The sequence below is a fragment of the Photobacterium sp. NCIMB 13483 genome, from assembly GCF_003025475.1.
Taxonomy (GTDB): Bacteria; Pseudomonadota; Gammaproteobacteria; order Enterobacterales; family Vibrionaceae; genus Photobacterium; species Photobacterium piscicola.
In genome coordinates, this window is the sequence record NZ_PYLV01000021.1 from 1 (window position 1) to 26,619 (window position 26,619).

Genomic DNA, 26,619 nt, shown 5'->3' on the forward strand with positions numbered 1-26,619 from the left:
TGCGGAGTGGTAGTTCAGTTGGTTAGAATACCGGCCTGTCACGCCGGGGGTCGCGGGTTCGAGTCCCGTCCACTCCGCCATTATTGAAGAAACCTGAATCGAAAGATTCAGGTTTTTTTTCGTCTGTCTAAAAGTAAAATGAAGCTGAATAGACACTGCGGAGTGGTAGTTCAGTTGGTTAACTTTTTATTGGTAAGCTTAGCGGCCTTACACGCAGGGGGGCGCGCGCTGATGTTCGGTATAGCAAGTCCCGTCCACTTCACATTCATTTAAGAAACCTGAATCGAAAGATTCAGGTTTTTTTTCGTCTGTCTAAAAGTAAAATGAAGCTGAATAGACACTACGGAGTGGTAGTTCAGTTGATTAACTTTTTATTGGTAAGCTTAGCGGCTAGTCACGACTCTTATTTTATGGGAAATGGACGCGCTGATGCCTTGGTTGTAAAGTTAGCTATGGCAAGTCCCGTCCACTTCACATTCATTTAAGAAACCTGATTCGAAAGATTCAGGTTTTTTTTTCGCCAGTATAAAAGAAAGATGATGCTGAATAGATACTGCGAAGTGGTAGTTCGGTTGATTAACTTTCTATTGGGAACCTTAGCGGCTAGTCACGACTCTTATTTTATGGGAAATGGACGCGCTGATGCCTTGGTTGTTATGTTAGCTATAGCAAGTCCCGTCCACTCCGCTATTTATTAAAGAAACCTGAATCGAGATAGCTGGGCAGTGGTTTTGTTAGTTAAAATATTATTTAATAAAATATAAGTAAACTTATATTGAGCAACTAACCTGAAACTTTTAATAAATGAAGCATAAAATTAACCATGTTTATCATTTTATTGAAGGTTAAACTATTTTGGTATGGGAATTTCACCAGAAGCACCTTTAGTTACTCAGGTAAAAGAGGTGATTAAAGATAAATGGGATATTTTCTTTTTAACTATATTAATTATAAGTATGGGCCAACTAAGTTTAGGTCTGATATTTCCTCTTCTTCCTTGGATTAGTGATAGTTTTGATATTAATCAGCGTGTTGTTGAATGGGTGATTATAGGATATTTATTGGGTTATGGGCCTTCTCAATTAATATATGGACCATTATCTTATATTTATGGTAGGCGACTTACTTTATTTGTAGGGCTATTTATTTCTATATTAGGGTTAGTGATAATATTTTTATTTTCAAATGAGTTTTATTATTTAGTGATTGGTCGTTTTATTCAAGGCGTTGGGAGTGGTTGTGAATCTGTAATTTCCCGTTCGATTCTACATGATAGTTATAAAAATAAGTTTTTTTTAACAGCTGTAACTGGATTATCTATAATTTCGGCTTTTATTCCTATTTTTTCACCTATTGTCGGTGGATTAGTTAATCATAATTTTGGATGGGTGGCTGTTTTTAATGTTTTATTAATTTATATTATTTTAGGGTATCTAGTATTGGTTTTTTATTTACCGGAGACATTAAAAACATCTAGAGATAAAATATCTTTTATTCCAATTGTTTTATATTATCGAGACTTATTAACGGATAGATATTTTTTATCTTATGCTATTATGGGATGGATTAATTGGGCTTTAGTTATTTTTTGTGGTGCATTATCGCCATTTATTTTTGAACGTCAATTCGGTTTAAGTTCAGAAGCTTATGCTTACTGGACTATTATACCGGCAGTTGCTTTTCTATTATCTAGCTTTTTATGTTTTATCTTTCGTAAATCTTATGGTACTCATCATATTGTATTTATTGCACCTTTTATCCAATTTGTTGTTGGTCTATTGTTTTTTCTTTATCCTTCAAATCTTTTCATTATTACTTGCGGTTTTATTGGTATAGCTGTTGCGCAAGCTTTTATTTACCCTTGTTCTCAATCATTACTACTTGTACCGTATAGTAATAAATTTGGAACAGTTAGTGCATTATCTGGCTGTGGGCAAATGATTTCAGCTGCTTTATTTATATTGTTTTTTATATATGCAGGTTTTGATCATATTTTATCATTAGCGATATTGATTATATTAACAGCATTAATTGGATTGATATTAGCGATAATAGGTAAGTATAGTCAGGCTTATGCGATGTTAAATACTACAGATTAAAAATTATTTTAAGAGTAACCATTTAGGGAAGGTGATTTTTTTGATCACAATGTACATTCTTACAATAATAATAAAGCTAATACTGGTTAGAGTGGCAATATTAGGACTGATTGAAAATTTAATTTGAAGAATATAAAGGTAGCAACCAATAATGACTGGGCTGGCATAAAATTCAGTATTATTGAACATTGTTGGCCGAGCCAGAATAACATCACGTAATACACCACCAAAGACTGCGGTGATCATTCCCATAGTAACTGCAACATAACCTGCATAATGCTCAGCAACCATATTCTTAGTGACGAGTACGGAAAACATTGCAATTCCAATGGCATCGAGTACAACGATCAAACGTTCGGCTTTTATTTTACGAAGGTGGGGCGCGAGGAAAAAGCCGACAAAAGAAGTAATCAGTGCCGTCCAAAAATAAGAGGGATCCCTAATCCAAAATACTTGTCCTGTTGAAAGAATAATATCTCGTACAGTACCGCCACCAAGTGCTGTTATCCAACCTAATACCATGACACTAACGATATCTTTACCTATGTTAGCTTCACTTATTACAGCACTTAATGCAAAGGCAACGATACAGATAATTTCAATGGTGTGAATTAGCATAAATAAGCCTATAACATATTAATATCACGGGAATAAATTTAAACTTGATACTAACATGCAGTGGTGTTCATACCAGAGAGTAAAAATGGTGATAGTGTTTTCAAAAATAAAAAAAGGCCGGAAATCCGACCTTTTTTATGATGTTTATATGTGAGATTAGAAAATATTATCGACCGCTATGATCAAATGTTTTTACATCTTCAGCAGTACATTGAGAAGCTGCATGTGAAGTAAGAAATTCAATAGAGCGGGTAAAGTCAGCGATTAATAGATTAGCAAGATCAACGGTTAGACCTTGTTTAACTAATATACGTTGCACCACAATTTCCTGAGCATTTGCAGGCAGGCTATAAGCAGGTACTAACCAGCCACGAGTACGTAAACGATCAGCAACATCATAAAGAGTAAACGGTACATTCACATCAGCTTTTAAGCGCCATGAAATTGCAGGGATCCCTTTTTCTCGATTACCATCAAATAAGAACTCAAATAGATTAAACTTATTAAGCTCTTTAACTAAATATTCACACACATCGTAGCTTGCATTATGAATACGTTGGTAACCTTCAAAGCCTAAGCGAAGGAAATTATAGTATTGAGATATAATTTGACCCGCAGGGCGAGAGAAGTTTAGTGCAAAAGTAGGCATGTCACCACCAAGGTAGTTAACATGGAAGATTAAGCCTTCAGGTAAATCTTCTTTATTGCGCCATACAACCCAGCCCACACCTAGTGGTGATAAACCAAATTTATGGCCAGAAGTACTGATTGATTTCACGCGTTCAAGGCGGAAGTCCCAAGGTTCAATATTTGGTGCACAGAAAGGTGCTAACATTGCGCCGCTTGCACCATCAACGTGAATATCAATTGAGTTACCAGTATCATGCTCATAAGTATCTAGTGCATCTGATAATGGTTTTACGGTTTCGTATAGCCCTGTAAAGGTTTGGCCAAAAGTAGGCACAACCATAATGGTGTTAGCATCAACAAGTTCTAACATGTCTTCAGGGGTCATGAAATAATGCCCTTCGTCCATTTTAGTTTCACGCATTTCTACGTCCCAGTAGCGGGCAAATTTTTCCCAACATACTTGAACAGGACCACAAACCATATTGGGTTTATCTGTTGGTTGACCTAGCGCACGACGCTTTTCACGCCAACGCCAAAGTGCTGCTAAACCACCAAGCATACAGGCTTCACTCGAACCTGTTGTTGAAGTACCAACGGTTGTTACTGATTCAGGTGAATTCCATAAATCCGCTAAAATATGGACACAACGTCCTTCTATTTCTGCTGATTGAGGGTATTCATCTTTATCTATCATGTTCTTATCAATAGATAGATCCATTAATTTATGAACTTCGTCTTCTTCCCATGTTTGGCAAAACGTGGCTAGGTTTTGACGTGAATTACCATCGAGATAAAGTTCATCGCGAATCATTTGATAGATCACATTGGGTGCTTGTTCTTGCTGAGGTAGCTTGGTAGTTGCCGCAACGTTATTAATCGCTTCTGAACCAAAGATTGGATCATTACCTGATTGACGGTTTACTTCATGAAGAGCCATAATTTTCTTCCTACCTTAATGTTGCTTACTGCTAAATAAGTTCCAAGCCATTGCTTGAGTAACATGTTTAATCATTTGCTGACCACGAATACTATTGCCAAATGGGTCTAGTCGTGGTGAAAATGCTGCGAGTGCGCCAATGTTGGGTATCACTGTTAATAAACCACCACCAACACCACTTTTACCGGGTAGACCAACATCATATGCCCAGTCGCCAGAGGTATCGTAAAGACCTTCCATCGCCATTTCTGCAAGAATATGGGGAATATTTTGAGGTTGAATTAACTGTTCACCTGAACATGGATTTTTACCGCCATTAGCCAGTGTTGCCCCTACTGTTGCTAGTTCTACCGCATTAAATAGGGTGGAACATTGGCGAGTATAAACATCACAAGCTTCAAGTGGCTCTGAGTACATACGACCAGATGACTCTAATAACAATGCAATAGCACGGTTATGAGTATTAGTGGTTTGCTCAGATTGATTGACTTCATCAGAGAGCGTAATCGCACTGTTTGCGAGCAGTGATTGGAAATGTAAAATCTGCTGCCAGCGTTGTTCTTTATCTGTCGCCTTAACTAAACTCACTGTCGCCATAGCGCCTGCATTGACGAGGGGGGTTAAGGGCTTACCTTGGTGTAGTTCAAGGGCAAGCACTGAATTAAATGGCATGCCAGTAGGTTCTGCACCGACTTTACTGTGTAATGCATCTGCTCCAGATTGCTCAAGCACTAACCCGAGCGTCATGATTTTTGAAATAGACTCAATCGCAAATTTATAATCAGCATCTTGTAATTGAATCACTTCACCAGTAACAGAAACGAAAGCCAGTCCTGTTAATTCTGATGGTACGGAAGCTAAAAAAGGAATATAGGAGGCATTGTCGCCTGCCATATTTGTTTTTGCTTCGTCTAGCGCTTGCTGCATAACGACAGCAAGCTTTTCATTTAGTTGTGACATTGACGCATCCTTAACGCTATTGATTCAAGGTATGAGTAATTTTGTCTGATGGGTTAATAACACCAGGGTGAACGTTTTCAATTTCCCAAGTAAAGGGTGCAAAGTCAGTCACTGCTGGATCTTTCCAGTGAGGTTGACGAGCTTTGTATATAAACAATGGAATTAATACGAAGATCACCGTTAAGACGACTAAGAAGCCAACGTATTCTTCAGGGCTGCCCACCGCAATTTGACTTGGTGGAATAAAAGAGAAGATGAACGCTAATAGTGAACCAGAGAAACCGACACCAGCGATGATCCACATGCCCATATCACCACCAGGGATTTTGTATGGACGTGGACGGTTAGGTTGGCTGTAACGTAAGTGAATAGCGGCAGCGAACATTAACAAGTACATGATAAGGTAAAGTACGACTGTTAATTGGCTTAGAATTTGATAAGCAGCTTGAACAGAAGGTAATACTACAAATACAACGGAAATAATGGTCACCAAGAAAGCTTGCACCATCATGATGTGCGTTGCCATACCGTGTTTATTGGTATATTGGAAAAAGCGAGGTAAATAACCGCCTTTAGCAACAACAAGCAATGCAGATGAAGGACCCGCAACCCAACCGACAACCCCTGCAAGTACACCAAGTGCTAAACATGCAGCCATAATTGGCGCAGCCCAGCTGATACCCGCCCAAGCAAACATATCATCGTAAGCGACTAATAAACTTTGAGTTAAGTTGATATCTTTTTGAGGGATAACAAAAGCGATAGCCAGTGTACCTAGTACAAATACACACACAGTACCAATCGCAGCAATCGCAATCGCAATAGGGTAGTTACGTGGTGCGTCATCAACTTCTTTAACGTGAATAGCGTTCATTTCCATACCGGCATAGAACAAGAAAATACTGGCAGCTAAAACAACATTATTAAAGTTAGAAAAGTCAGGAATCACATCATGCCAAGATAATTGCACTTGTGGTGGACGACCTGAGAAGAATAGGTAAGAGAAACCTAAAATAATTAACACGATACCAGGAATAACCGTACCAATTAAACCACCCCATTTAGCGACTTTAGAAAACGCTGCGGTACCACGTAAAGCGATAAAAGTAGCTAACCAGTAAATCGCTAACACTATTCCCAATACGAAGAATTTATTCTGGGATAATGCTTGGTCCCATGACTGATCTGGGCCCATGAACGCAAGTGATACTGAACCAAAAGTCAGCGCGGTTGGGAACCATACAGTAACTTCAATCCATAACATGAAAATAGCAACTAACGCTAAACGTGGACCAAATGCTTCGCCCACCCAACGAAATACCCCGCCTTTTTCCGACCAACCTGTAGCAAGTTCAGCGGCGACGAGTGAAACAGGAATCAGAAATACTACGGCGGCAAAAATATAATAAAAAATGGAGCTCAGTCCGTATTCAGCTTCTGCTGGAAGACCACGCAAACTCACAACAGCAACGATATTTAACATTGCTAACGCGAATATGCTGATCCCCCCTTTTTTGATTTTTTCCACACTAGCCATAATTAACCTATATTAAAAAATGAATAGATATAAATATCTATTTTCTTATTGTTTAAGTTATTAAAATAGCATTGCGTAGTGATTTTGGTAAAATTGTAAAAGCAATTGTTTATGTTTCATTTATGTAGATTGTAGTAAAAGCATAAATATGTGCCTTTAATTGTTTTTCATTAATGAAATATTATTATCTAATATAGATGCGTTAATTTGCTTTTTCTATTAACCAAGATGATTTTTTATTTTTATAAATAAGAATAGGTACTAATAAAAATAGTATTGTTAATGTTATTAATATGGCTATATATAATAAAGTACTACCAGTGTTAAATTGGCCTGGTGGAATAAAACTTAAGCATAATGCTAAAAGGCTAGATATAAATCCAAGAGATCCAATAATCCACATGCCTACGTTACCAAATGGTACTTTATATGGTCGGTTAATGTTAGGTTCTTTATAACGGAGATAAATAGCGCTAGAGAATAATAATAAATACATTATTAAATATAAGATAGAAGCTAGTTGCCCTAATATTTGAAAAGTTGATTGTACTGATGGCAAAATAATAAGTAAGAACGATAAAGTAGTAACAATTGCACCTTGAAGATAAAGGAGAGGCATTTGTACACCATGTTGATTACTTTTTTGTAGCTTGGGTGGTAAATAACCTTTTTTCCCAACTTGAAATAAACCTGTAGATGGCCCTGCAATAATTACGGTAATCTGAGCAAATGCACCAACAGCTATTGCTGCAGTAATAATTTCACCCATCCATGATATATGGAAGTATTTAAATATTGTATCATAAGTAGTAAATAGACTATTAACAATATTAATTTGATTGTGAGGGATAATCGCACTTATCAATAATGTACCTATAATATGACAAATAACGACAAGGCTTGCAGCTATACCTACTGAAATGGGATAGTTTTTTAAAGGATTATTCATGCTTTGAACATGAACTGCATTTATTTCCATACCAGAATAGAATAGAAAAACACTGGCGGCTAATACCAGGTTGTGAAAATGTAAAATATTAGGAAATAATTTTTGGCTAGAGATGGTAAAATCAATAGTACCTTTTAAATAAACGTAAGCAATACCACTAATAAATAGAATTGCCAGTGGTATTATTGTACCTATAATGCCTGCAATAGATCCTATTTTAGCGGCGGATTTAACACCTTTAGATGTGGTAAATACGGAAAACCAATAGAAAAATAGAATAATAGATAAAGTATAATACTTATTAGTTGATAATAAATTTGCATGTTTTACATCAATAAAAGCAATAGAAACAGCAATAAATATTAACATTGTCGGAAAACAAATAGTTGTTGCTAGCCATTGTAAATAAATAGCGATAAAACCCACTTGTTTTCCAAAAGCGGCACTAACCCAATTAAATACCCCCCCTTTTTGAGGCCAACCTGTAGCTAGTTCTGCAGAAACGAGTGATACGGGGATTAAAAAACATATTGCTGCAAAGATATAATAAAATACAGAGGTTAATCCATACATTGCTTCAGGTGCAAACCCTCTTGGACTTAATACGGTAATTGTATTCATAACAATAAACGTTAAAATACCAAGCTTTATATTTTTTTTTATATTACTTTTAGAGTTAATATCCATGATGACTCACAGACATGCTGCAGATGTTTTATTAAACATCTGCAGCATGTTATTTAGTTAATTATTATCAGAAGTAGTTAACCAATCTTTTTTACGATAGGCATAAATAATAAATGGTATTATTATAAAACCGACTGTTCCTATAACAAGAATTCCAATATAAGTTGAAGGTGAGCCAACTGATATTTGTGATGGTGGAATAAAGCTTAAAACAAAGGCTAGAATAGAACCTAATAGACCAACCCCTGCAATTATCCATAAACCAACCATACCACCAGGTAGTTTGTATGGGCGTGGAGTATTTGGCTCTTTATAACGTAAATAAATAACAGATAAAAATAACATAATATACATAGCAAGATATAATATAACCGCTAGTTGACTAATCATTTGATAAGCTGCTTGTACTGACGGTAATATCATCATGATAATAACAAGTGCTGTTACTATTCCACCTTGGCACATTAGAATATTTTTTTGAACGCCATTTTTATTTACTTTTTGTAGTGATAACGGTAAATATCCTTCACGGCCAACTTGTAATATACCTGCTGAAGGCCCAGAGATAATGGCAATTATTTGACCAAGAACACCTAAAGCAAGAGCAATGGCTGTCACATTTCCTAGCCAGCCTAAACCGAAGTGTGCAAATAATTTATCGTATGCTACTAATAGGCTTTGGACCAAATTTATTTGATCTTTAGGAATAATTGTTGCGATTGAAAGTGTACCAAAAATAAAGATAATAACAGTGAAAATTGTAGCGCAAATAATAGCTATAGGATAATTTCTTGATGGATTATCTACTTCAGTAACGTGTACAGCATTTATTTCCATACCAGCAAAGAAAAGGAAGATACTAGCAGCTAATACAAGGTTATTAAAATTACTAAAGTCTGGTATAAACCCATGCATAGATGGATTAAAATGAATCGGGTTACCATTTGCAACATAAATACCAGCAAGAGTAACTAAAATAATACCAGGAATAATGGTACCGACTAATCCGGCAAGAGAACTTATTTTTGCTGCTGTTTTTAAACCTTTTAAACTGATGAACGTTGCAAACCAATAAACAACTAAAACAACTAACCCACTGTAAAAACGGTTTGCTGCTAATGCCTGATCAAATGTTTGATCTGGACCAATAAAAGCTAAAGCAACCCCTGCAAAAATAAGAACAGTTGGAAACCAAATCGTGGTTGCTAACCATTGTAAATAAATGGCTAAAAATCCAAAACGGTGACCAAATGCTTTACTTACCCAATTAAATATCCCACCTTTTTGTGGCCAACCGGTTGCTAATTCTGCTGCACATAAGGCAACGGGAATAAGGAATACGATAGCTGCAAAAATATAATAAAAAACGGCTGTAATACCATATTCAGCTTCTGCTGAAAATCCACGTAAACTTACAACAGTTGTTATATTCATTATTGCTAATGTCGCAACTGTTATTTTTGCTTTAGTTGATGCTTTATTTGTTGATATATCCGTTGACATATCTCACCCCATAAAAATAAGTTATGGAAAAAACACCGACATTACTGTCGGTGTTTTTGTTCATCTTAAATTACTGTTCAGAAATAACTTCGTCTCTTGCAGCTAAAACGCAATCAATAACATGACGCATAATATCTGGAGTGACATGAACATTCATAGGGAAAGCTTTTAATGCAAAAATACAAGCTTCTGGATCTGATGCATCACGATTATATTCAGCAACACGGAAGCCGGTACTGAAACTTAAATATGGAGTGCAACGACCGTTGACTTTTTTACCATTACGGAACCAATGGTATAATTTATCACCAATAGCTTTAGTTAAAATATTATTTTTAACTAATTGTTCTTTATAAGCAGGATCGGTTAATTCTTTACGGTATTCTTCTTCCGCAATAACACCCTCAGGATAAGCGCGGAATAATGTTACCAGACCATGATCTTCAGGGTTTACACATACAGTTTCTGTATGAGCTGCAATAATATTACGTAAGAAGTTTTGATTTTCTAAGATACCACCAAGAATTGCTTGGAAACCTTCATAACCGAAGTATTTCATTGTTGCCCATCCAGCCAATGAACCAGTTGCTGCACGAGATACTTCAAGTGTGTAGTCTAAAGGATTATATGGTGAACGAGGCTGTAGATATGCAGAGCCTGGACGTTTAAGTAGATTTTCAAACTCATCACAGTTTTGATAAACAAAACAGCTACTAGCATATGGAGACCAACCTGCTTTATGGAAGTCGACACCAATAGCATCAGCAAATTTCACACCTTCAAGTGCTTCGCAGTTAGCTTTAATTAATGGAAGTACATCTGCAGAAAATTCAAGTGGATTTTTTTCAAAATCGTATTCACGGAAGGCTAGCCATGCCCAACATACAACAGCATCAGCATAAAGTAATGCTTTACCATACTGAGTGCTGTCATTTGGATATTTATCCATTAACTCACGAACTTGAGCTATAGGATCAAAGGCATTTGCATCAGTTGTACCCATGGTACAGACAACAGACGCAACTGGAATGTTTTTCTCTTTACAGTCTTTTAGAATTTCTTCTAAATGTTGAAGATCCATTGCATTTGTATTGATATTAGTACGGACTTTAATAATGTTGTCAGTCCCTAAACCCATCCAATCAGTGCTATTAAGCATGGTATAGTGAGCTTGTTGTGAACAAATAACTTTAGCGTCTGTACGTACACCTTTAGTGCGCGAATCATGTAATACACGGCTTAATGCGTATTTCACATGATAAGTCCAACAACCTGAACCACCGTAAGTATATAAACAACCTGTTGTATCAGGATTCCATCCAAATAAATTACCTAACATACCTGCACTTTCTAATTCTGCACGGTGTACATTCCATGAATATTCGCCTTCAAGAATGTTAGGTGAGTATATTTCAGATAAAACAGCTGCAATGATAGAAGCTGTATTAGCTTGAGGTATAACATTGCACATTGTTAGAGGATGACCCCAGTTTGGTAAACCCTCAAATAATTCAACAGTATCATCAATAACCTTATCAGCAGAACTCATTTTGGCTGGCATGCTGATATGTTTAACATGATCAAAATCAATGGTTAATTCAGGATTTTTGCCTAAATAAGCTGGACCTTCTGCTTCTGGACGGAGTTGATCAATCGCTTTAACCGCTTTATCAATTGCAGCCGCTAATGGATCAGGTGTTTCTTTTTGATAGGCTGGAAAAGCACTGATCATTTCTTTACGATATTTTGCCCAATTACTTGCATCATCTTTTATTTGATTATCTGAGTTCCAATTACTTTCATAAGTTTTCATCTTAAATATCCTTGAATGTATTATTACAAACAGAACACTGTAGAGAAGTCTATGGTTAAAATTAAAATCGTAGGCTATGACTCAGTGATTATGCTCACATGATAACTAGTTATGCAGTTCAATGGTTATCATCGATTTATAAATTACTACTTTATAAGTTGTTGTCACTGTGTAAAATTGAAATGTGACATCTTATTTTTTTGATGCCGATGCGTTGTTATTTTGTGATAGAACTAGCAAATAAAGATTTAAATTGTGATGTTATTCTTTGCTAATTACATAATAATCAAATGTATATTTAATATTAGATGAGACAACCAGTGAAATTTTTTTTCCAGCGTAATGAAACGGACTCAGAAGTTAGAATTGAATTGAAAACCGCGTCGTTTTATTTATTAGTCGCGATGATTGTGGGTTGGATGGCGATCAGTTTTATTTTGCAGTCAAATGAGGCGGGTTCAGTATTTTTACCGATTTTAATTGGTTTTATGATGTTGCGCTTCTTTGCTTTGGTTAAAGTGCAAAAAGAAGTATTAGTGGCGATGCGAGATAAGCGCTTAACTACTCAGGGAAGTAAATTCTCATTTGCGAATCCCTTTATTTATATTATTAAGAAAAAGCCACAACTCGAGACTGAAGCATAATTAAAAACGGCCGCGATGCTATTTGTTATACCAATATATAGCAGCATTGCGGCCGTTGGCGATCATTGAGTAGCAGACATTAATTAGTTATTGCTGTGCAGTTCGCTGTTTAGTTCAATTGCTGTTTTATTGGTTAAACATTCAATTTGGCCAGTCATTGAGTTACGACGGAACAAGAGATCTGCTTTACCTGCAAGATCGCGTGCTTTGGCTGTTTCAACAGCTTTACCGTCAGCATCAAGCATTTGTACTTTTGAACCTGCAGTAACATATAAGCCTGATTCAATAGTGCAACGATCACCCAGAGGGAAACCAAGGCCAGCGTTGGCACCTAAAAGGCTATTTTCACCAATGGATACCACGACTTTACCGCCGCCTGATAGTGTACCCATAATTGAAGCGCCACCACCGATGTCAGAGCCATTACCCACCATAACACCTGCAGAAATACGCCCTTCAACCATGCTTACGCCTGTTGTACCAGCATTGAAGTTAATGAAGCCTTCATGCATAACAGTGGTGCCTTCACCCACATGTGCACCTAAGCGAACACGGGATGTATCAGCAATACGTACGCCTGTTGGTACGATGTAGTCCACCATTTTAGGAAACTTATCTACGCAATCAACAGTGATAGTTTCGCCATTAAGACGCGCATCCATTTGGCGCTCAGCAAGTTCTGGTAAGTCGATAGGACCTTGGTTTGTCCATGCAATGTTGTGTAATAAACCAAAGATGCCATCAAGAACTAAACCGTGTGGTTTCACTAAACGGTGAGAAATAAGTTGTAGTTTTAAGAAACCTTCAGCAACAGATACTGGTGAGATGTCTGTTTTAAGCATAACCATAACCAGTGGCTGTGAAGACAATGTTGCTTTAGCTGCAAATTGTGCGCTTACTTCATCATTAGCATCTTCAAAGGCAGATGCAATTGCAGCACATTGCTCAGGTGTAACCTCAATCGCTTGGTTACCACCGTGATAATCTACGATAGCTGCAATGTCTTTTACAAGTTGTTCAGATGGATGTAGCGTTGGGGTAGGGAAAAACGCTTCTATAATTTTTCCATCTCGGTTTTTAGTTGCAGTACCTAGGGCAAGTGAAAAGCTAGACATGATTACCTGTTCTCCATTTCAAATAAAATAATACGATGCGGTAATTAAAATAATGCGATCATCAATAACTAAAGTCAGTGATTGCCTATTGAGTTAATCGATGATTTACCGCTAATTTATCTATCATAAAGACAGTTACAAAAATAAAGAAGAGCTGAACTGATAATCAGAGCAAAATGATAGTTTATTGACGAAAAACGGACATAATACAATTCATTTTGAAACTTTTATTTGTTCACAATGACGCAGAGAAAAGTGACAAGTGGGGGGGAGAATATAAAGAATAAAAAAAACCTCCATTAGGAGGCTTTCGACGACAAACTGAATAATCGAAAAATTATGCGGCGTCTTGCTGCTGCTCATCGGCAACAACTTCAGGTTTTACAGCTTTTGCTTTTGGTGCTGGTTTGGCTTTTTTTGCGCCTAAAGCAACCAAGACTTGTTCACGCTTTTGCGCTAAGAACATAGATAGTTCTTCTTGTTTTGCTTCATCTTCAAATAAGTCACTTTCACTTAATAAAGCAAACATATCATCTGCCATATCAAGCATTTTGTCATATGCGTCGGCTTCGGATTTAGAGGTAAAAGTCATCTTTTCTTCCCCGTTGCGCTCTACTACATATTTGACGATAACTGCCATGGTCATCCTCTCCTAAAATTTATTTACTGGTCGCTTATACAGTAGTATGGTGAGTGAGTCTAGTGCTAAGCGTGTGAATGTGATGACTCGAGAAAAATTTAACCAGATTTATCATCGTGCTGCTGAAAGAAAGGGCGGTGAATTAAATTTAGAACAATTATTAACAACCCCATTGAATAATGAGCAATTAAAATTAATTCCTGATCACCGTTGGTTAGCTGAATTTACGCAAAAAGTGTTTCAGTGTGGTATTCGTTGGCAAGTTGTGCGTAATAAGTGGCCTGCCTTTGAGCAAGCATTTTTTGAGTTTGATATTGAAAAAATGGGCTTGATGCCAACTGAAATGTGGGAGCGAAAAGCCCAAGATGCTTCTATTATTCGAGATTTAAAAAAGGTCATGACGATCCCTGAAAATGCCAATATGATCCATCGGGCGGCATTGGAATATGGTTCATTTTCTACCATGGTTGCCGATTGGCCTGAGCAGGACATTGTTGGATTATGGCTATATTTAAAGAAAAATGGTTGTCGTTTAGGCGGTAAGACTGGGGCGTATAGTTTGCGTGGTTTGGGTAAAGATAGTTTTTTATTTACCCAAGATGTGGAAGCTTATTTACGTCATACTGATATTATTGATGGCGGCCGTGATACGTTAAAATCATTACGCGCAGCGCAGAATGCATTTAATCATTGGCAACAACAATCAGGCCGATCATTAACGCAGATCAGCCAAATTATTGCTTTTAGTGTGGGTGATAATCGCGTTTAATCAAATTGCCACTGTTGGCAAAATGTCAAAAATAGCTTTAATAATGGGCTTTGATATTTTTCTTGATGATACAGCATCCAATATTGACGGCTCATATCAAGGGGGATCGTTAGTATGGCGACGCGTTGTTCTTCAACCGCATGTATTATTGCTCGTTGAGAGATACAGGTAATACCTAAATCGGCACTGACGCAATTGATGATAGCTTCAGTAGTATTTAATTCAAATGACGTGGTCCATTTATCTAGTCGTGGTGAAATACGATTTAGAAAAAATTCACGCGTGCCTGATCCTATCTCTCTTAATACCCATTCTGAATTTTCGAGATCTGATAGCTGTAAATTTTCAATCTGTGTTAATGGATGTTGTGGGTGACAGGCAATCACCATTTGATCACTGAGCCACGGTTGAACAACAAGATCTGAGTGTTGTACTTTGCCTTCAACTAAACCCACATCTAATTCAAATTCTGTCAGCTTATGACAGATTTGAGCGGTGTTTGAGATAAATAATGTTTGATCTCGATGTTGGGTTTCAAGTCTAAAATCGCGTAATAAAAAGGGGGTTACTTGATTACCTACGGTATCACTTGATCCTACTTTTAATTGACCAGTTAATGGACCCGCTTGATCAAATAAATTTTCAATCGCATTTGAACGAGCTAAAAGTTCATCAGCAAGAGGTAATAGTCGTTTTCCTTGTTCATTGATTATTAAACGATTGTTGTTGCGATCAAACAGTTTATGATCTAACTGTTTTTCCAATTCAGAGAGCGCCATACTAACAGCAGGCTTTGATAAAAATAATTTTTCTGCAGCGGCGGTAATTGTTTTTTCTTGCGCTACAGTCACAAAAACTTTGAGTTGTTTTAACGCTATATTCATCATTACCTCATTAAAAGACGTAAGGCGAATCATGCCCGTCTTATTGTTAAATCAATCTTAACACTGTTTTAAATATATTCAATTATTATAAACATTGGTAAACGGGTATACTGCAAGCAACAAAACAATAATTCGCTATTGCTATCATTCAAGCGGAGTAAAAATATGATTGCAGCAACAAAACGAAAACTCGCTGGTGCGCCAACACCAATGGCTGGGTTAGCATTAGGTATTGGCAGTATTTTATGGTGTTGGGAAAATGGTGCCCAACTTCATGGTTATGGACAGATTACCGGCGCGGTGATTGCCGCAGGGATGCTACTCATTTTAATGGCTAAATTTTTAGTGCATCCAAAACTATTGTGGGGTGATTTATCTCATCACGTTGTTGGTAGTGTCGTACCCACATTTGCGATGGCATTAATGGTGGTATCAAAAGCCGTCAGTGTTTATGGCTCGATCACTGTTGGTGTATATATTTGGCTATTTGCGGTTGGATTACATGTTATTTTCTTAGCATTATTCCTTTTTCACCGTGCGCGTGATTTCCATTTACACCATATGGTACCGAGTTGGTTCGTGCCGCCGATTGGTATTATTGTTGCTGATGTGTCATTTCCTGGTGTGGCAGCATTACACCCACTTGCCTATGTATTATTGATGTTTGGTATGCTTGCTTATGCTGTGATGTTACCAATGATGATCTACCGATTTATGTTCCGTGATGAAGTGCCTGATGGCGCTAAACCAACCATTGCGATTATGGCAGCGCCTGCAAGTCTATCTTTGGCGGGTTACCTAACAATTACCGCTACACCGTCACCAGTGATCGTGGCGATGTTAGGTGGTATTGCGGTGCTAATGACTGCGGTGATCTACTTAGCCTTTTTCCGATTATTACGCTTAGACTTTAGCCCAGGTTATGCCGCCTTTACTTTCCCTATGGCGATTGGTGCGACGGCCTTATTTAAAACCGCTGCTTGGATGAAGAGTTATGGCTTTGATGCTCACTATGTAGCTCAAGTTCATGGTTTAGCTACAATTGAATTATATGTTGCAAGTATCATTATTGGTTATGTAGCCATTCGCTATTTAGCTTTTTATCGACCAGTGAGTCGATTATTCCAACGCAGTGAAATCTGTCCACACAACATTTGATAGCAATGGTGCAGTAATTTCACGAATGTGTTGTTGTACCCATAAATGTTGAGTGTGTTGCCCAGTCAATTTGGCTGGGCTTTTTTATTGGTGTTTATACAACGTATTGATATTAATTGTGGTGCTTTTTGGCGTTTTTAAGCTGTATTTATTTACAGTATCTCAGTGATGGTAGACAATTTGGTTATCTATTTTTCTGCTGTGGAATATCTGCGTGTTCACTGTCTATCATTCAAATCAGCTTGATCTGCTTAAATCATTACTCGTTGAATTGATCCGCTTACAGCCGTTAGCGAATCCGTTTGAAAAAGAGCAAATTCTGGTACAAAGTCCAGGTATGTCACAATGGTTAAAAATGGAATTAGCGACCTCGTTTGGGGTGGCGGCAAATATAGAATTTCCATTACCTGCGACTTTTATTTGGAAAATGTTTACTCAAGTTTTGGCTGATGTGCCCGAGCGAAGTGCATTTAATAAAGAAGCGATGACATGGAAATTAATGCAGGTATTGCCACAACAATTTGATCAACCTGAATTTGAACCATTACAGCGTTATTTAGAAAACGATAATGACTCGCTAAAGTGTTACCAACTGTCTGAAAAAATAGCTGATATTTTTGACCAATATTTAGTGTATCGCCCCGAATGGATCCAGCAATGGGAAGCGGGCGAAACCGTCACAGAGCTTAATGATGAGCACCCGTGGCAACCGATCTTATGGCAAGCGCTTTACGATCAAACCTTAGCCTTAGAACAATCACCGTATCATCGTGCTAATTTGTACGATCACTTTATTGAAACGCTGAACAATTATTCTGGTAATGAAGGTAAGGCGGCATTACTGGCGGCGGGATTACCGCAACGATTGTTTGTGTTTGGTATTTCTTCCTTACCACCACGTTATCTCGATGCGTTAGCTGCTATTGGTGAACATATTGATGTTCATTTAATGTTTACTAACCCGTGTAAATATTATTGGGGTGATATTCGCGATCGTAAACATCTGGCACGTTTAGCTGCGAGACAACGAGTACAGCTACAAAACCTCGCCACTGCTGATGATGTTGAGGCGTTATTGTCAGTGCTTAAAGACAACGATCAAAATAATTATGACGATGACATGCACAATGATGTTGTTGGTAATAGCTTATTAGCATCTATGGGGAAACTTGGGCGAGATAATATTTATTTGTTATCGGCAATGGAAGTCAATGAAGTCGACGCAGGTTTTGTTGATATTGAAGCAAATACGTTGTTACATGCTATTCAAGCAGATATTTTAAACCTTCAAGATCGTCAAGACGATACCCAACTCGATTCCAGCGAGCACAAATTCCCGATTGCTACTGATGATCAGTCTATTACCATTCACGCTTGTCATAGCCCAATGCGTGAAGTGGAAGTACTGCATGATAAATTGCTAGCGATGTTTGAAGCCAATCCAACCCTAAAGCCGCGTGATGTGATTGTGATGGTGGCTGATATCAATGCTTACAGTGCCGCAATTCAATCGGTATTTGGTAATGCGCCGGGTAATCGTTACATTCCTTTCTCTATTTCTGACCGTACGGCAGAGCAAGAAAATCCTATTTTATTGGCATTTTTACGTTTACTTACCTTACCTGATAGCCGCTGTCATGCCTCTGAATTATTAGAACTGTTAGAAGTACCAGCGGTGATGGAAAAGTTTGGTTTTGATAGTATTAGCTTTGAAAAAATCAAACAATGGATTGAAGAAGCAGGTATTCGATGGGGGCTTGATCAACACACAGCCAGTCAATTTGATTTACCTGAACAGCTGCAAAATACATGGCTATTTGGTATTCAGCGAATGCTGTTAGGTTATGCAATGCCACATGATACTGGGCTGTTTGCAGGGATCTCTGCTTATGAACAAGTACAAGGGTTAGATGCTGAATTAGCAGGACAATTAGCGGGATTCATCGATAGCTTAATTGAATATCGTTACGCGTTGGCACAAGCACAAACCGTTAATCAATGGGCGGAGTTATTACATCAGCTACTGGATGATTTTTTTGTAGTTGAGCTGGAAGGTGAGTTAATTTTAAAATCGATTCGCGATAACTTGCAGCGGTTGCATCAGCAATTGCAAGATGCGGGTTATCAAGGGCAAATCACGCCAGCGGTATTGACACAATACTTGCAAGATAAGCTCTCTGGTGAGCGCGTTAGTCAACGTTTCTTAGCTGGACAAGTTAATTTCTGTACCCTGATGCCAATGCGCTCAATTCCTTTTAATGTGGTGTGTTTATTAGGAATGAACGATGGGGCTTACCCGCGTAATATAGCTCCTGAAGGGTTTGATCTTATGAATGGCCGCACTAAGGCTGGAGATCGTTCTCGTCGAGATGATGACCGTTACTTATTTTTAGAAGCCTTGTTATCCGCTCAACAAACATTATATATCAGCTATGTTGGACGTTCGATTCAAGACAATGCCCCAAAAGTACCATCAGTGTTAGTCAGTGAGCTGGTGGAGTATTGTCAGCAAGGCTATTGCTGCGCGGGCGATCAACCGTTAGCGGTAGATGTCTCTGCAAACAATATCAAACAACAGTTAATTCAACATCACCCGTTAGTGCCGTTTAGCCCCAGTGCGTTTATTGGCGATCACGCCAGTTTTGCGATTGAATGGTTACCTGCGGCTAACCGTGATGGGCAAGCAAGTGCGCCATTTCAACTTGATGCGTTAGTTGCTGAACCGATGGCTGATGATCAGGTTTTAGTTCTAGAGTTAGCAGAATTACAACGTTTTTGGCGTTTACCAGTACGTTATTTCTTTAACCGTCGTCTTAAAGTGTATTTTGAAGCGCCAATGGGGTTATTAGAAGATGATGAGCCGTTTGTTCTTAACGGGTTGGAAAGCTATTTAATTCGCGATCAGTTATTGGAATTATTATTAGATGCCAAGTTAAAAAATGATGATCTTGATGTCATTTATCATCAGTTTGCCGCTGAACAACGGGCTGCGGGTACTTTACCAGTGGCGGCATTTGGTGATCTTGATTTAGCGGCTAGTCGCCAAGCGGTGGCGAATTTAACTGATGTGATTGAGCCATTAATTCATGCACCATTAGCGGATCAAGAAGTGGCGATCACGGTGCCGGTAGCTCAGCATAATGTTGTTTTACAAGGCTGGCTCAAGCAGCGTTATCAGTCAGGTCTTTTACGTTACCGTACTGGCAAAATTCGCCCACAAGATCTGCTAACGGCTTGGCTTGATCATTTATGTTTGGCTATATCGGTGCCTGAAACTCAACAGGTTACCCATATCATTGGTACTGATAAGCAGTTTGAATTACAAATTATTGAACCGCAACAAGCGCTAGCTTATTTACAGCAGTTGATTGAACTGTATTACCAAGGTTTAAATCAACCGTTAGCCTATTTTCCTAAAACTGCGATGGTAGCCATACAAGCCCATATTGGCCGTGATGGTAGTTGGAAGAGTGATGAAGAAACCGAACAAAAAGCCCTGACAAAAATGGCTGAATGTTTTAACGATGGTTACTTGTTTGCAGGGGAAGGTAGTGATGATTATATTCAGCGAGTATGGCCGCAGTGGAATGATGATGTGGCACAAGAAGCGAATCAATTAGCGGCATTGGTGTTACAAGCTGTGGTGGTGAACAGTAAAGAAATTAAGCCAGAATAATGCGGTAGTGAAGTAGTGTGGCCGCCAGCAAATCATTGTTAGTTGTAGGGTGTTCGCTGTGCGGCCACAGGTCCAGAGGTGACCAAGTTTCTGGCGCTGATACTAACTAACCACCGTCGTATAAACCGTGAGTAAGTTCTCACAATATAGGAACACAACAGAATATTAGGTGCCAATATTTACTTATAAGTGTTGGGTCACATAATAACGAGCCAAATTACTGAAATTGAAAACTATCAGGCTAGTGCTGTTGTTACATATAGCAACCATGGGATGAGTAACATAATGGCGACTGAAGTACTAACAACGGATGACGTACTAACGAATATTCTGCAACCAATGACGTTTCCATTGCATGGTACGCGTTTGATCGAAGCATCAGCAGGCACCGGTAAGACCTTTACCATCGCAAGTTTGTATTTACGGTTATTGTTAGCGCATGGTAGTGAGGCGACGCGTCATCAACAGCAATTGACCGTAGATCAAATTTTGGTGGTAACTTTCACAGAAGCGGCGACGGCAGAATTACGTGATCGTATTCGTGCCCGTATTCATGATGCGCGGTTAGCGTTTAGTCGTGGTGTTAGCCACGATCCTGTTATTGCGCCGTTATTAAATGAATATCCAGATCATAAATTAGCCGCAACCCTACTCTTACAAGCCGAACGGCAGATGGATGAAGCCGCGATTTATACTATCCATGGTTTTTGTCAACGAATGCTGACTCAAAATGCGTTTGAATCAGGCAGTCGATTTAATAATGAATTTGTGACTGATGAAAGCCAATTAAAAAAGTTGGTGGTTGCAGATTATTGGCGTAGTAATTTTTATCACTTGCCGCCACCTCTGGCGCATGAGGTTCGTGAAATTTGGTCTGCACCAACTAAATTATTAAAAGAAATTGGCAATAGTTTAACTGGTGCGCCAGTGCGATTATCCGTGGTGGCGATGACTGAATCGTTAGAACAATTACACCAGCAAAATATTGTGCGGATTGATGAAGTAAAAGCGTTGTGGCGTCAGCATCAAGCAGATATTGAAGCTTTAATTGCTAATTCTGGTATCAATAAACGCAGTTATACCAAAAAAAGTTTACCCAATTGGATTGAGCAAGTCAGTGCATGGGCTGCGCAATCTACTGTTGGTTATGAACTGCCTGATAATTTGATTCGCTTCCATCAGCAGACATTAATTGAAAAAACGGCCAAAGGTGATGCGCCTGAGCATGCGGTTTTTAATGTTATTGCTGAACTGTTAGATAATCCAGCTAACTTGCGTGAGCCACTATTAGCCCATGCAATTGAGCATTGTCGTCAATTATTGGCTGACGCTAAAGCGCGTAAAGGGTGGTTATCATTTGATGACTTGCTGACGCAGTTAGGCGCTGCAATTGATAATGATGTTGATGATCTACTCGCGAGTAAAATTCGAGCCCAATATCCGGTGGCGATGATTGATGAATTCCAAGATACCGATCCATTGCAATACGGTATTTTTAGTGATGTTTACCGCCATCATCCTGAATGTGGTTTGTTTATGATCGGTGATCCTAAGCAGGCAATTTATGCCTTTCGTGGCGCCGATATTTTCACGTATATTCAAGCCCGTCGCCAAGTTACTGATCACTATACATTAGCGACTAACTGGCGCTCGACAGCCAATATGATTGCTGCGGTTAATAGCGTGTTTCAACAGCCAGATAGTCCGTTTATTTATGATCAAGATATTGAATTCTTAGCGGTTGATCATAGTCCTAAAGCGGCTCAACGTAGCTGGTGGTTAAATGGTGAAGCACAACATGCATTGACGTTTTGGTTACAAGATAGCCCTGACGGTAAGCCAATAACTAAAGGTAATTATCAAGCGACAATGGCCGCAGCTACAGCGGCACAAATTCAACATATTCTGACTCAATCACAACAGCACCAAGCGTACTTTTTAGATGGTGAACAGCAACATGCGATTGCTGCGGGTAATATTGCGGTATTAGTACGTACTGGTACTGAAGGGCACTTAGTGCGTGAAGCATTATCCAAACAAGGCATTGCCAGTGTTTATTTGTCTAACCGTGATAGTGTTTTTTCAACCTCAGAAGCAGCCGATATTCAACGGTTATTGCAAGCGGTATTAACCCCTGAAGATGATCGTATATTACGTGCAGCATTGGCTTCAGGATTATTTGCACGTACTGCGATTGAACTCGATCAACTCAATAATGATGAGAATGAATGGGAAATTGCGGTTAATAGTTTTAAGCAATATCGTCAGCAGTGGCAAAAACGCGGTGTAATGCCAATGTTGCGCAGTGTGATGGCGAAAAATCAAATTGCGGAGCGCTTATTAGCCGAAGATGGCGGTGAACGTAAATTGACTGATTTGCTGCATATTGGTGAGTTATTGCAACAGGCAAGTCAGACGCTAGACAGTGATTATGCTCTATTGCGCTGGCTAGCTGAACATGTAGCAGAACCAAACGGTAATGCTGATGATCAAGTGATGCGGTTAGAATCAGAACGTAATTTGGTGCAGATTGTTACCATTCACAAATCAAAAGGTTTGGAATACGACTTAGTCTTTATGCCGTTTGTGTGCAGTTACCGTGAAGTTGATAGCAAAGGCGAAGTTAAATATCACGATGAAGTGGATAACATCACGGTACTCGATATTGCGAAACAAGCGCCAGCAATAGAAAAAGCTGATCAAGAACGATTAGCTGAAGATCTACGCCTAATTTATGTGGCATTAACCCGTGCAGTTTATGGGTGTTATGTCGGTATGGCACCAATTCGTAATGGTCGTAGCACCAAAGAACCAACGGGGTTGCATCGCTCGGCAATGGGGCATTTAGTGCAGAATGGCCAAGCTGGTGGTGTGGCAGCACTTGAATTAGCCTTAGCTAAGCTCTGTGAAGCCCAAATTGCAATTACGGTCGCTGAGCCGCCACAGCTTGCTGATGTTCAATGGCAACCTCAAGATGAAGTAACTGAGGCCTTGATTAAACGCCCATTTTCAACCTCATTGGAACGTAATTGGTGGATGACCAGTTATTCTAATTTAGTCAAACAAGGCCATCAAACCGCCCATGATAGTAGCTTAGATTTGCCTGGATTTGATATTGATTCGGTGCAAAATGTCACCGAAGAGAGTGATGATGGCGAGTTAGAATTAGAGCCGCAATATTCTATTTATACTTTTCCACGTGGTGCGCGCCCCGGTACTTTTTTACATACTGTGTTTGAAGAAATTGACTTTACTGCTGCGGTTGATTGTCCTGAAACGGTCGCGAAACTAACCGAATTACTGCAACTAGAAAATTATGAATTAGCGTGGTTACCTGTGTTGCAGCAGTTAATTCAGGATGTATTAACTTGTGCGCTTGATGGTGATACGTTGCGGTTGGCGGATAAAACAGCGTCGCAACGATTAACGGAAATGGAATTTTTATTGCCGATTGAGATTCTACAAGCAGTGGCACTTAATAAGATCATTGCAAAACATGATCCGCTATCAGCTAAAGCCGGAGAGTTAGGCTTTGCAACCGTGAGTGGGATGCTAAAAGGTTTTATCGATTTAGTGTTTGAGCATCAAGGTAAATATTACGTTTTAGACTGGAAATCAAATTATTTAGGTGATGATCCACAAGTGTATCGAGGTGAGCAATTGAAAACCGCGATGCGTGAACACCGTTATGATTTGCAATATCAAATCTATGCGTTGGCATTGCAACGTTTTCTGCGCAGTCGTATACCTAATTACAGCTATGAGACCCATTTTGGTGGGGTGTATTACTTGTTTTTACGCGGTATTCAGGCGGGGAGTGACAGTGGTGTTTTTTATGCGCGCCCAAGTGAACAATTACTTGATGATTTGGATTTATTGATGAAAGGAGCGCTACCGCATGCTTAAGCGTTTACAAAAGCTCACTCAACAGGGTGGATTACGGCAGCTTGATTATCAGTTTGCTAAATTTGTGGCGTTACACAGTCCGCAATCGCAACAGGATTTGGCGGCACTAATGGCTGCGTTAGTGAGTTATGAATTAGGTAAAGGCCATGTGTGTATTCAATTAGATCAATTGCGCGAGCAGCACTTATTTGGTTTATCCAGCCGATTATCGGTAGCGTTAGTTGATGGCTTACCTGAATTAACCCAATGGGCGTCATTATTAGCGCAATTTGATGTGGTAGCGAATGTTCAATCACAAGGCTTACAAGCGAGTCCTTTGGTGTTTGATCATGGTCGTTTATACCTTAATCGTTATTGGCAATTTGAACAAACGGTTGCAACACGGATAGTGGAAATGGCGACTAATCAAGGTCAAGTAAGCGATGATACGCAGTGGCAAGGCCAACAACTGAGCCTGATGCATCAAGCGTTAAATGATTTATTTCAGCCAAGTTATGGTCATTTATATCACGCTTTGCAAGGTGTCACTGATAGCCAGCAACGCCAACAACTAACCTGTGATTTTTTGAATATTGTCAAGCCACTGCAGCTTGATTGGATGGCGATTGATAGCGTATTACAACAAGCGCAGCAAATAACAGATTTACAGCCATTAGACAGTTTAGTGCCAACGACGAGCTGCTTAAATTGGCAAAAAGTGGCTGCAGCAATGGCATTAACGCGTCAGTTTGCAGTGATCTCTGGCGGGCCGGGTACAGGTAAAACTACCACTGTAGCTAAATTATTGGCGGCGTTAGTGATGCAAGCTAATGGTGAACATAAACCGAATATTATGTTGGTGGCACCGACAGGTAAAGCCGCAGCCCGATTAACGGAATCGATTGGTTCGGCCATCAAATCATTGGCTGTACCACAGGCGATTAAAGATTTAATCCCAACTCAATCAAGTACATTACACCGTTTACTGGGTTCGATCCCAAATCGGGTTGAGTTTAGGCATCATAAAGATAACCCGTTGCACCTTGATGTGCTGGTTGTTGATGAAGCTTCTATGGTCGATTTACCGATGATGGCGCGATTATTAGACGCGATGCCACAAGGGGCTAAATTAATTTTATTGGGTGACCGAGATCAATTAGCCTCTGTTGAAGCGGGAGCAGTGTTAGGCGATATCTGTTCTTTTTCAACCCAAGGCTACAGTGCCCAGCAAGGATTGCTATTAAGTCAGCTAACAGGATTTGATCTACACTCAAATAATATTGGTTTAAGTGTGGTGACAGACTGTTTGTGCATGCTACAAAAGAGTTACCGTTTCCATGCATTATCTGGTATTGGTCAGTTAGCTAAAGCGATAAATCAAGGTAAACCAGCACTAGTAAATAAAGTTTGGCAACAAGGGTTTAAAGATATTCACCATTATCCATTAGGTGGTGAAACGTACGTTGCTATGATTAATCAAGTAGTGACGTTTTATCTTGATTATCTTGATGCAATAAAAAGCGATAAAACACCCGCTGAAGTATTAAAAGCCTTTGCGAATGTCAGATTGTTATGTGCCTTACGTGAAGGTGACTTTGGTGTGGTCGGTTTAAATCAACGGATTGAAAAAGAATTGACCCATCGAGGTCGAATTTCACCTAATGATGAAACATGGTATGTCGGTCGTCCGATTATGATCACCCGTAATGATCACGCATTAGGATTATTCAACGGTGACATTGGCATGACGATGCTAGAGCCAGAAATAGATCCTGATAGTGGACGACGTCGATTACGGGTTTATTTTGAAATGCCTGACGGTACTATTCGAGGTATTTTACCGAGTCGTATTCCTGAACATGAAGTGGTGTATGCGATGACGATCCATAAATCACAAGGATCGGAATTTGATGATACGTTAATGGTGTTACCTGCGGAGTACACACCTATTTTAACCCGTGAATTAATTTATACCGGTATTACCCGTGCCAAGTCGCGTTTGTACCTGTACGCACCAATGGACATTATTACTAAAAGTGTCCAAGTTCGAACTGAACGTGCCAGTGGGTTAGCACAATTATTAGTGTAATGTTATTGGTTATCTTTGAGCGAACA

At 39.0% G+C, this 26,619-nt stretch carries 17 protein-coding genes and 1 tRNA gene; 8 read left to right on the forward strand and 10 right to left on the reverse strand.

From position 1 onward, the window contains the following. Positions 1–3 precede the first annotated feature (3 nt). Together C9I86_RS15000 and C9I86_RS15005 are read left to right on the forward strand one after the other, a co-directional pair. Positions 4–80: transfer RNA gene (locus C9I86_RS15000), tRNA-Asp, on the forward strand. A 780-nt stretch (positions 81–860) separates the two neighbouring features. After that, positions 861–2,099 carry an MFS transporter gene (locus C9I86_RS15005; RefSeq protein WP_107276819.1) on the forward strand — a complete coding sequence of 413 codons (1,239 nt, stop codon included), beginning with the start codon at positions 861–863 and terminating at the stop codon, positions 2,097–2,099. Between the two features lie 3 nt (positions 2,100–2,102). Here C9I86_RS15005 and C9I86_RS15010 read toward each other — a convergent pair whose 3' ends face one another. The 7 genes from C9I86_RS15010 to C9I86_RS15040 form a co-directional block, all read right to left on the reverse strand. Next, positions 2,103–2,717 (reverse strand): trimeric intracellular cation channel family protein, encoded by a 615-nt coding sequence (locus tag C9I86_RS15010; protein WP_107276820.1) that lies wholly within the window; start codon positions 2,715–2,717, stop codon positions 2,103–2,105. A 166-nt stretch (positions 2,718–2,883) separates the two neighbouring features. After that, positions 2,884–4,284 (reverse strand): glutamate decarboxylase, encoded by a 1,401-nt coding sequence (locus tag C9I86_RS15015; RefSeq protein ID WP_080158963.1) that lies wholly within the window; start codon positions 4,282–4,284, stop codon positions 2,884–2,886. Between the two features lie 15 nt (positions 4,285–4,299). Then, positions 4,300–5,244, reverse strand: a complete 945-nt coding sequence (gene glsA, locus C9I86_RS15020) for a glutaminase A (RefSeq protein WP_107276821.1) — start codon at positions 5,242–5,244, stop codon at positions 4,300–4,302. A gap of 16 nt (positions 5,245–5,260) precedes the next feature. Next, positions 5,261–6,781, reverse strand: a complete 1,521-nt coding sequence (gadC, locus tag C9I86_RS15025; RefSeq protein ID WP_107276822.1) for a putative glutamine/gamma-aminobutyrate antiporter GadC — start codon at positions 6,779–6,781, stop codon at positions 5,261–5,263. Positions 6,782–6,983: 202 nt separating this feature from the next. Beyond that, on the reverse strand, positions 6,984–8,417 hold the full coding sequence (gadC, locus tag C9I86_RS15030) for a putative glutamine/gamma-aminobutyrate antiporter GadC (RefSeq protein WP_107276823.1): 1,434 nt from the start codon (positions 8,415–8,417) through the stop codon (positions 6,984–6,986). Positions 8,418–8,474: 57 nt separating this feature from the next. After that, positions 8,475–9,920 (reverse strand): putative glutamine/gamma-aminobutyrate antiporter GadC, encoded by a 1,446-nt coding sequence (gadC, locus tag C9I86_RS15035; protein ID WP_107276824.1) that lies wholly within the window; start codon positions 9,918–9,920, stop codon positions 8,475–8,477. 70 nt (positions 9,921–9,990) lie between these two features. Further along, positions 9,991–11,733 (reverse strand): pyridoxal-dependent decarboxylase, encoded by a 1,743-nt coding sequence (locus tag C9I86_RS15040; protein ID WP_107276825.1) that lies wholly within the window; start codon positions 11,731–11,733, stop codon positions 9,991–9,993. A 320-nt stretch (positions 11,734–12,053) separates the two neighbouring features. Here C9I86_RS15040 and C9I86_RS15045 point away from each other — a divergent pair, with 320 nt between their 5' ends. After that, a complete protein-coding gene (locus C9I86_RS15045) occupies positions 12,054–12,377 on the forward strand; it encodes a hypothetical protein (RefSeq protein ID WP_235865974.1) in 324 nt (107 codons plus the stop codon). A gap of 83 nt (positions 12,378–12,460) precedes the next feature. On the opposite strand, the gene dapD is transcribed toward C9I86_RS15045, so the two are convergent. After that, positions 12,461–13,492 carry a 2,3,4,5-tetrahydropyridine-2,6-dicarboxylate N-succinyltransferase gene (gene dapD / locus C9I86_RS15050; protein ID WP_080158966.1) on the reverse strand — a complete coding sequence of 344 codons (1,032 nt, stop codon included), beginning with the start codon at positions 13,490–13,492 and terminating at the stop codon, positions 12,461–12,463. A 337-nt stretch (positions 13,493–13,829) separates the two neighbouring features. Then, positions 13,830–14,132 (reverse strand): YebG family protein, encoded by a 303-nt coding sequence (locus tag C9I86_RS15055; RefSeq protein ID WP_065167310.1) that lies wholly within the window; start codon positions 14,130–14,132, stop codon positions 13,830–13,832. Positions 14,133–14,214: 82 nt separating this feature from the next. On the opposite strand from C9I86_RS15055, the gene C9I86_RS15060 reads away from it, so the two are divergent. After that, positions 14,215–14,901, forward strand: coding sequence for a DNA-3-methyladenine glycosylase I (locus C9I86_RS15060; protein ID WP_080158967.1), 687 nt, complete (start codon positions 14,215–14,217; stop codon positions 14,899–14,901). Here C9I86_RS15060 and C9I86_RS15065 read toward each other — a convergent pair. Further along, entirely contained in the window at positions 14,898–15,785 is an 888-nt protein-coding gene (locus C9I86_RS15065; protein ID WP_107276827.1) for a LysR substrate-binding domain-containing protein, read from the reverse strand. The two genes, C9I86_RS15060 and C9I86_RS15065, sit on opposite strands and share 4 nt — an antisense overlap. 165 nt (positions 15,786–15,950) lie before the next feature. Here C9I86_RS15065 and C9I86_RS15070 point away from each other — a divergent pair, with 165 nt between their 5' ends. The 4 genes from C9I86_RS15070 (at position 15,951) to recD (ending at position 26,593) form a co-directional block, all read left to right on the forward strand. After that, a complete protein-coding gene (locus C9I86_RS15070; protein ID WP_107276831.1) occupies positions 15,951–16,943 on the forward strand; it encodes a TDT family transporter in 993 nt (330 codons plus the stop codon). 214 nt (positions 16,944–17,157) lie between these two features. Continuing rightward, the gene (gene recC, locus C9I86_RS15075; protein WP_107276833.1) at positions 17,158–20,619 is read left to right on the forward strand and encodes an exodeoxyribonuclease V subunit gamma; all 3,462 of its coding nucleotides are present in this window, start codon (positions 17,158–17,160) and stop codon (positions 20,617–20,619) included. Between the two features lie 285 nt (positions 20,620–20,904). Continuing rightward, complete coding sequence (recB, locus tag C9I86_RS15080) at positions 20,905–24,525, forward strand: exodeoxyribonuclease V subunit beta (protein WP_241956906.1); 3,621 nt, start codon at positions 20,905–20,907, stop codon at positions 24,523–24,525. Then, complete coding sequence (gene recD / locus C9I86_RS15085; protein ID WP_107276834.1) at positions 24,518–26,593, forward strand: exodeoxyribonuclease V subunit alpha; 2,076 nt, start codon at positions 24,518–24,520, stop codon at positions 26,591–26,593. The genes recB and recD overlap by 8 nt, the downstream gene beginning before the upstream one ends. Positions 26,594–26,619: the final 26 nt, after the last annotated feature.

Bases quoted from the DNA above. Each gene is read 5' to 3' on its own strand.
- C9I86_RS15040 (WP_107276825.1), bottom strand. From the start codon at position 11,733: ATGAAAACTTATGAAAGTAATTGGAACTCAGATAATCAAATAAAAGAT.
- C9I86_RS15070 (WP_107276831.1), top strand. From the start codon at position 15,951: ATGATTGCAGCAACAAAACGAAAACTCGCTGGTGCGCCAACACCAATG.
- glsA (WP_107276821.1), bottom strand. From the start codon at position 5,244: ATGTCACAACTAAATGAAAAGCTTGCTGTCGTTATGCAGCAAGCGCTA.
- C9I86_RS15055 (WP_065167310.1), bottom strand. From the start codon at position 14,132: ATGGCAGTTATCGTCAAATATGTAGTAGAGCGCAACGGGGAAGAAAAG.
- C9I86_RS15065 (WP_107276827.1), bottom strand. From the start codon at position 15,785: ATGAATATAGCGTTAAAACAACTCAAAGTTTTTGTGACTGTAGCGCAA.
- gadC (WP_107276824.1), bottom strand. From the start codon at position 9,920: ATGTCAACGGATATATCAACAAATAAAGCATCAACTAAAGCAAAAATA.
- recD (WP_107276834.1), top strand. From the start codon at position 24,518: ATGCTTAAGCGTTTACAAAAGCTCACTCAACAGGGTGGATTACGGCAG.
- recB (WP_241956906.1), top strand. From the start codon at position 20,905: ATGGCGACTGAAGTACTAACAACGGATGACGTACTAACGAATATTCTG.
- dapD (WP_080158966.1), bottom strand. From the start codon at position 13,492: ATGTCTAGCTTTTCACTTGCCCTAGGTACTGCAACTAAAAACCGAGAT.
- C9I86_RS15015 (WP_080158963.1), bottom strand. From the start codon at position 4,284: ATGGCTCTTCATGAAGTAAACCGTCAATCAGGTAATGATCCAATCTTT.
- C9I86_RS15005 (WP_107276819.1), top strand. From the start codon at position 861: ATGGGAATTTCACCAGAAGCACCTTTAGTTACTCAGGTAAAAGAGGTG.
- C9I86_RS15010 (WP_107276820.1), bottom strand. From the start codon at position 2,717: ATGCTAATTCACACCATTGAAATTATCTGTATCGTTGCCTTTGCATTA.
- gadC (WP_107276823.1), bottom strand. From the start codon at position 8,417: ATGGATATTAACTCTAAAAGTAATATAAAAAAAAATATAAAGCTTGGT.
- C9I86_RS15060 (WP_080158967.1), top strand. From the start codon at position 14,215: ATGACTCGAGAAAAATTTAACCAGATTTATCATCGTGCTGCTGAAAGA.
- gadC (WP_107276822.1), bottom strand. From the start codon at position 6,781: ATGGCTAGTGTGGAAAAAATCAAAAAAGGGGGGATCAGCATATTCGCG.